Here is a 7,386-nt window from a genome sequence, read left to right on the forward strand (position 1 = left end):
GGGAACGGCCGACACCGACCGGACTGCCGACGGGGAGCGGGCGACGCCGGCCGGCCCCCGCGAGGTGTCCGCGACGCCGCGCCGGCCGTGCGGTGGGCCGGCTCGTGTCGGCCGTGCGGTGGGCCGGCCTGTGTCGCGGTGTCCGTTGCGCGCTCCCGGGCTGGCTCGGGAGCTCCCTAGGCCAGGCGCCAGTCGAGGCGGCGGCGGTAGTAGACGAGCGGGGCGCCGTCGGTCAGGGTGCAGTCGGCGACCTCGCCCAGCAGGACCACGTGGTCCCCGTGCGGGAACACCGCGGCGGCCCGGCACTTGAGGTAGACCGGGACGCCCGCGATGCGGGGCCTGCCCTCGTCCCAGTCCCAGGCCACGCCCGCGAACTTGTCCTCCGCGCGCCCCGCGAACACCTTCGCGAGGGCCTCGTCGGCGGAGCCGAGCAGGTGCACCCCGAAGGGGGTGCCCACCCGTGCGTCCATGGCCCGGAACGTACGGGAACCGCGGGCGAGGGCCAGCATGACGGACGGCGGGGCCACGCTGTAGGAGCTGACGGAGGACACCAGCAGCCCGCACGGGCTCCCGTCGGCCCTCCGCGCGCTGACCACCGCCACGCCGGAGACCAGCCGGGCCATGGCCTCGGTGAACCGGGCCGCGGGGTCGTCCGGCTGCCGCGGCTCCCCGCTCCCCCGCCGCTCCAGGCGCTCCTCCCGCTGCCGCACGCTCATCGGCCGCGCTCCGGCTCAGACGGCGCTGTGCTCGGCGGCGCGCCGGCAGGCGTCCCGGCGTTCGGCCGCGTCGGGGTCGGCGGTGGCGGTGTACACGGCGTCGAAGTCCTCGGCGGCCCGGGCGAAGGCGCCGGCCGTCTCGTGGACCACGGCCCGGTTGAAGCGGAACTCGGGCCGGTCGGCCAGCTCCACCGCCCGGTCGAAATCGGCCACGGCCGCTCCCAGGTCCCCCTCCCCGTAGGCCAGTTCGCCCTTGACCGCCCAGGCTTCGGCCAGCCCCGGGTCGGCGGCGAGCGCCGCGTCGAGGGCCTCGGCCGCCTCCTTGGTCCGGTCCGCCTCCGCCAGCAGGCGCCCGCGCAGGCACAGCAGGTGCGCGTGGTCGGGGGCCAGGGCCAGGCCTGCCGTCACGTCCGCCAGGGCGGCCTCGGGCTCACCGAGGTCGGCGAGCAGGCCGGCCCGGGCGAGGAGGGCCTCCCGGTTGTCCGGGTCGAGTTCCAGGGTGCGGGCGAAGTCGGCGAGGGCGCCGTTGGTGTCGCCCAGTTCCAGGCGGGCGTCGCCGCGGTTGTAGTACGCCTCGGGGAAGGGGGCTTCGAGGGAGAGGGCCCGCTCGTAGTCGGCGATGGCCTCGTCCAGGCGGCCCAGTTTGCGCAGGATGTTGCCGCGGTTGAAGTAGTGGTCCGCGAAGTCGTCGTCGGCGTCCATGATCTCGCCGTAGTCCTCCAGGGCCGCCTCCAGCCGGCCAGCCATGCTGTTGACCTGGGCGCGGTTGTAGCGGAGGCCGACCTGGTGCCAGGTGCGCTCGCCGAGGCCGAGTTCCCGGTTCAGGCGCTCGATGCCCTGGTCGAGCAGGCGCAGCGCCTCGTCCGGGCGTCCGTCGCGGACCTCGACGAGGGCGAGGCCGTTGCGGTTGAAGACGGAGTAGAAGGCGCGTTCCTTGGGGTCGGGGAGCAGGTCCGCGATGGAGATGGCGGTGTTGACCCAGGCGCGGGCCCGGCGGGGGTCGCGCCGCTCCTCGGGGTAGTGGCGGGCGTACAGCATGCCGATCTCGTAGGCCAGCTTCATGTGGTGCGTGGGGCTCTGGGTGGCCGTCCGCGCCTCTTCCTGGAGGACGGCGGACTCGTCGGGCCGGCCGGCCGCGGCGAGGCACACCCCGGATTCCCGGATGAAGATCCACCACGGTTCGGGGCGGCGCTCCGGGTCGGTCAGCCGCCGTCCCTCGTCGCCGAGTTCGGCCGCGAGGTGGTAGAAGCCCAGGTACTTGCAGCGCAGCATGGCCGCGCGCAGGGCCTCGACGCCGGCCCCGTCGCGGTCGCTGCCCCGCACCAGGTGGAAGGGGAGGGCGCCCAGGCGCAGCGAGGGCTCCCGTTCCTCGGCCCGTTCGGCCAGTTCGGCGGCGCGGGCGTCGTGGAGGGCGGTGCGCACGGCTTCGGGGAGGGCCTCGTAGGCGGCGGCCAGGGCGGGGTCGTCGTCGGTGCAGTCGCCCTGCACGTAGCGGCGTACCGCCTCGGGGCCGGTGTCCGCGGCCGGGGCCGGGACCGCGTCCTCGGCGGCGGCGGTCTTCGTGGTGTGGGCGGCGAGGGCGTCCGGGAGGGAGAGCGAGGGGAAGCCGGGCGGGTCGAGGAGTTCCGCCGTGCCCGTGCACAGGACGAGGGTGAGCAGTTCCGGCGGGATCCGGCGCAGGGCGGCGGCCAGGAACTCCTGGTCGGTGACGTCGGCGTGCTGCACGTTCTCCACGACGAGGGTGCGCGGGCCCCGCTCGGCGTCGGCGAGGGCGGTGAGCAGGAAGTCGACGATGCCGTGGGCGACGCGCAGGGAGTGCAGGCGGGCCGGGTAGCGGCTGACCTCGCCGGCCGTGGACTGCTCCTCGATGTGGTGGGTGACCGGCGGTACGAGCGGGGCCAGTTCGGGCGTGCTCTCCTGGAGCTCGATGTAGTGGCGGCCGGCCAGCGCAGCCGGCGGTGGGCGTCGACGGAGGCCAGGAGCGGCGGCAGGTCGAGGCCGGCCAGCAGGGCGGCGCGGGCGGGGCGGTGGGGTGCGGAGATCCAGTGGTGCCCGGTCATGGGCCCGCCTTTCGGAAGAGGCCCGCCGGGGGTGGTCCCGTCAGGCGATGACGTGGTGGAGCCGGGCCCGCCGGCTGCGCAGGCGCTCCCTGGCGGCGAGCCAGAGGGCGAAGGCGATCTGGCCGAAGGTCAGGACGAGGAAGACGGCGGCGTCGGTCAGCTGGACCCAGGTCGAGTGGCCGGTGCCGAAGCGGTCGAGCGAGGCCGAGGTCATGGCGAGGAAGACGGGTCCGACGCCCCACAGGAAGGTGGTCAGGCTGATGGCGTAGCCGATGGGCAACAGCCAGGAGTACCAGCGGGCGGCCCGCCGGTCCACGGGGTGCCACAGGGACTCGTCGGTGAGCCGGTCGGTGCGTCCCAGCAGCCGGTTGACCCGGTTGGCGAGCATGCGCACGGCCGTGGTGTGCAGGTCGACGCAGCCGAGGACGGTGGTGATGAGGACGTAGATGTCGGTGCGCAGGTAGAGGAAGAACTGCCAGAGCAGCCGGATGAAGGTGGTGAAGGCGATCGCCAGGCAGACGCGGCCGGTCAGTCCGTGCACGAGGCCGGCCGTGATGACGGCGAGGGCGATCAGGACGACGTCGGCGACCATTCCGGCGAGGATCGGCAGGTAGCGCTTGCGGCGCTCCACCCCGGCCAGGCCGTCGAGGGAGGTCTCCACGACGAGGAAGTAGAAGCGGTAGGACATCCTCGTGCGCGAGCGGATGCCCAGGCGGCGTCCGGCGAGCGCGTGGAAGATCTCGTGGACGGCGATGAGCGGGACCGCCACGACGAACAGGACGAGGGTGATGACCGCGTAGTAGTGGCTGAAGACGAGGTCGCCGGGGGTGGGGAGGAGGCCGGGGTCGCGGATGACGCTGACCGCGGCCCAGGCGACGATCAGCCCGTACGCGGTCCAGGCGGCGGGTGAGAAGGCCGCCCGGCCGAGCCGCTGCCAGCGCACGGGTCCGGCGACCGGTTCCGGTTCGCCCTCGGTGCGCACGAACCCGAGCTCGTGCAGGGCCTCGACCACGTCCGCGACGTCGGCGCGCTCGCCGTATTCGGCCTCGTACCAGTCGGCGGCCTGGGCGGGGGTGGCGCCCTCCTGGAGCCGGCGGACGAGTTCGGCGCCGTCGGGCGGGAAGATCGCGTAGGACTCGGTGTCGCGGCGTCCGATGGTGACCTCGTCGCCGTCCTGCAGGTAGACCAGCGGATGCAGCGCCAGCGGGGTGTCGTCCGTGCTGGTGTGGCCTGGCTCCGCCATGGCGGGGGCTCCGTCTCTCGTCGGCCGGGCCCGGACCGGTGGGGGCGTCCCCGAAGTGCGCGGGGACGCCCCTTGCTCGAACGCGCCCGGGGTGCTGTTACGCGGGGCTCGGGTAGTGCGAGCACGCGGAAGAGGTCAGGCGGACCGGACCGGCCTTGCGGATCTGGATCTTCTTCATCTCGAAGCACCTCCTTCGGAGGGTGGGTGGGGGTTGGACGCGTTCCATGCTGCTGACCCGCTCCAGAAGTTCTCCAAACCGCCGCCAAAACCGCTTGGGGGCGGGCTGACGCGGGGTGCGGGCCGGGCCGCGCGTGAGCGTGGTCCTACGCGAAGCGCTGGGCCGCCGAGCCGTTGCAGGGCTGCAGGCGCAGCGGGTCGTGGGCGGCGGCGACCGTCAGGCACAGGGCGGGGGCGGCGGCGGGGTGCAGGGCGGCGCCGTCGCGGACGAACTGCTGGTTCGCGCCGCCGTGGCAGTTCCAGAGGATGAGGCCGGTGCCGGCCGCGTAGGCGGCGCCGGGGACGTCGATGCAGCGGTCCTGGGTGAGTCCGACGTGGAGGGACTTGTTCGCGGTGTCGTACCACCAGTCCTGGTTGCGGCCGCCGTGGCAGTCCCAGCCGGTCACCTTGGTGCCGTTGGCGCTGGAGCCGCCGGAGGCGTCGAGGCAGTTGCCGGTGGCCTCGTTCTTCAGGGGCTTGTAGAGGTCGTCCCAGGCGCCGGCCTGGAGAACGGGGGTTCCGGTGCTGGCGGGGTCGGCGCAGGAGGCCTCGCGCAGGCCGGAGGCGTAGAGCTGGGTGAGGCAGGAGGCGAAGGCGCCGTGGCCGCGGTAGTTGGGGTGGAAGGACTGGCGGGCGGTGTTCTCGTCCCAGGGGAAGTGGTCGCCGAGGTCGAGGTAGAGGCCGCGGGCCCAGGTGTCCTCCATGCAGACCTCGTGGCCGTGGAAGAGCCGCGAGTTGTCCAGGTAGGTGGCGCCGGCGGCGAGGGCTGCGGCACGCATGCCCTTCTCGAAGGTGGGGACGGCGTAGTTGCGGCCCCAGGCGGCGTCGGAGTCGTAGCCGGCGCAGCCTCCGGGGAGCTTGCCGGGGAAGTCCGGATTGTCGTTGAAGTCGGGGCCGATGGGGCTGGGGTAGCCCATGACGACGAGTTTGTAGTCGGAGTCGGCGTAGCCGGCGTCGCGCATGACGGTCTTGAGGTCGCCGATGGTGGCCTCGACCTTGGGCACCAGGCCGTCGACGCGGGACTGCCAGCCGGGGCCGTACTTGGGTTCGCAGGTGCCCTGGCTGAGGACCCAGCGGGTGACGCAGTCGGTCATGACGGGGCCGAACTGGAGGTCGTCGTTGGCTCCGGCGACCAGGACCACCATCTTGATCTTCGTGTTGCGGGCCTTGATGGCCAGGTTGTCGCTCTGCACCAGCTCGTCGGCGTACTGCTTGCTGCCGCCGATGCGGATGTTGCCGGTGTAGCCGCCGGAGCAGGCGACGTTGAAGGTCAGGTCGGCCGGGATGCCGGTGCGGTGGATCGCAGAGTCCGGCGAGCGGTGGCACTGGTTGGCGGAGGTGTTGGTGGCGGGGTCGTAGTTGCCGACGCCCTCGCCCGAGATCTCGCTGTCGCCGAGGGAGATGAGCCCGGTCTTGCGTTCGGCGAGGGGGCGGATCGCGGGATCCCCGTAGATCTTGGTGGCTTCCGCGGCGCGGATGGCTTCGAGTTCCGGTGAGAGGGGCGTGATCGAGCCGGATGCGGCGGGGGCCGCTTCGGCCATGGGGGTGATGGCGGTGACGCCCCCGAGGGCGGCCAGGGCCGCCGCGACCGCGGCGAATGTACATCTGAGCCTGGGTTTCGCATGCGAACGAGCCATGTACTGCCTCCCCGATAGCGGTGTTACCCCCGGTATTTACTGGCCGGTAGGGGAGATGGGAACAGTCCGAACAAGACAATTGCTCAACTTTCCGAGGAGGATGTGAAGATGACCGACGATCAGAAGTCCACGGCGTTCCGGACCGAGCACGACTCCATGGGTGAGGTACGGGTGCCCGTCCACGCCAAGTGGCGCGCCCAGACCCAGCGCGCGGTGGAGAACTTCCCGCTCTCCGGGCAGCGCCTCGAACGCGCCCACATCGAGGCCCTGGCCCGCATCAAGGCGGCCGCCGCCCTGGTCAACTCCGAGCTCGGGGTCCTGGACGAGGAGACCGCCGCGGCGATCCGCTCCGCGGCGGCGGAGGTCGCCGAGGGCCGCTGGGACGAGCACTTCCCCGTCGACGTCTTCCAGACCGGCTCCGGCACCTCGTCCAACATGAACACCAACGAGGTGATCGCCACCCTGGCCGGCGAGCGGCTCGGGCGCGAGGTCCACCCCAACGACCACGTCAACGCCTCGCAGAGCTCGAACGACGTCTTCCCCTCGTCCATCCACATCGCAGCCACCGCCGCCGTCACCCACGACCTGGTCCCGGCCCTGCGCCACCTGGAACTGGCCCTGGAGCGCAAGGCCGCCGAGTTCGCCGGGGTGGTCAAGTCCGGGCGCACCCACCTGATGGACGCCACCCCGGTCACCCTCGGCCAGGAGTTCGGCGGGTACGCGGCCCAGATCCGCTACGGGATCGAGCGCCTGGAGGCCGCCCTGCCGAGGCTGGCCGAGCTGCCGCTGGGCGGTACCGCCGTCGGGACCGGGATCAACACCCCGCCCGGGTTCTCGGCGGCCGTGATCGCCGAGGTGGCGCGGACGACCGGGCTGCCGCTGACCGAGGCCCGCAACCACTTCGAGGCCCAGGGCGCGCGGGACGCCCTGGTGGAGACCTCGGGAATGCTGCGCACCATCGCCGTCTCGCTCACCAAGATCTGCAACGATCTGCGCTGGATGGCCTCCGGACCGCGCACCGGATTGGCCGAAATCAATCTGCCGGATCTGCAGCCGGGGTCCTCGATCATGCCCGGGAAGGTCAATCCGGTCGTCCCCGAGGCCCTCCTGATGATCGCCGCGCAGGTGACGGGCAACGACGCGGCGGTCGCGGTGGCGGGCGCCGCCGGCAACTTCGAGCTCAACGTGATGCTCCCGGTGATGGCCCGCAACCTCCTCGAGTCCATCCGCCTGCTGGCCAACGGGAGCCGGCTGCTGGCCGACCGCACGGTGGACGGGATCACCGCCAACACCGAGCGGGCCAGGGAGTACGCCGAGTCCTCGCCCTCCGTGGTGACCCCGCTCAACCGCTACATCGGGTACGAGGAGGCGGCCAAGGTCGCCAAGCGCTCGCTCGCGGAACGCAAGACCATCCGCCAGGTCGTCCTGGAGTCCGGCTACGTCGACCGGGGCGTGCTGACCCTCCAGCAGCTGGACGAGGCGCTGGACGTCCTGCGCATGACCCGCCCCTGACC

Annotated in this window: 5 protein-coding genes; 1 reads left to right on the forward strand and 4 read right to left on the reverse strand. The window is 72.7% G+C overall.

Annotated elements, in window-relative coordinates:
- Positions 1 to 176 precede the first annotated feature (176 nt).
- The 4 genes from VR44_RS17365 to VR44_RS17380 form a co-directional block, all read right to left on the reverse strand.
- Positions 177 to 716: a flavin reductase family protein gene (locus tag VR44_RS17365; protein WP_052713660.1), complete on the reverse strand. Its 540-nt coding sequence runs from the start codon at positions 714 to 716 to the stop codon at positions 177 to 179.
- Positions 717 to 731: 15 nt separating this feature from the next.
- On the reverse strand, positions 732 to 2,450 hold the full coding sequence (locus VR44_RS48445; RefSeq protein WP_052713661.1) for a tetratricopeptide repeat protein: 1,719 nt from the start codon (positions 2,448 to 2,450) through the stop codon (positions 732 to 734).
- A gap of 366 nt (positions 2,451 to 2,816) precedes the next feature.
- On the reverse strand, positions 2,817 to 4,019 hold the full coding sequence (locus tag VR44_RS17375) for a PqqD family protein (RefSeq protein WP_045948424.1): 1,203 nt from the start codon (positions 4,017 to 4,019) through the stop codon (positions 2,817 to 2,819).
- Between the two features lie 323 nt (positions 4,020 to 4,342).
- Positions 4,343 to 5,872: a ricin-type beta-trefoil lectin domain protein gene (locus VR44_RS17380; RefSeq protein WP_045948425.1), complete on the reverse strand. Its 1,530-nt coding sequence runs from the start codon at positions 5,870 to 5,872 to the stop codon at positions 4,343 to 4,345.
- A 108-nt stretch (positions 5,873 to 5,980) separates the two neighbouring features.
- Here VR44_RS17380 and VR44_RS17385 point away from each other — a divergent pair, with 108 nt between their 5' ends.
- Entirely contained in the window at positions 5,981 to 7,384 is a 1,404-nt protein-coding gene (locus tag VR44_RS17385; RefSeq protein WP_045948427.1) for a class II fumarate hydratase, read from the forward strand.
- Positions 7,385 to 7,386: the final 2 nt, after the last annotated feature.

This window comes from Streptomyces katrae (genome assembly GCF_000966975.1).
Classification (GTDB): domain Bacteria; phylum Actinomycetota; class Actinomycetes; order Streptomycetales; family Streptomycetaceae; genus Streptomyces; species Streptomyces katrae.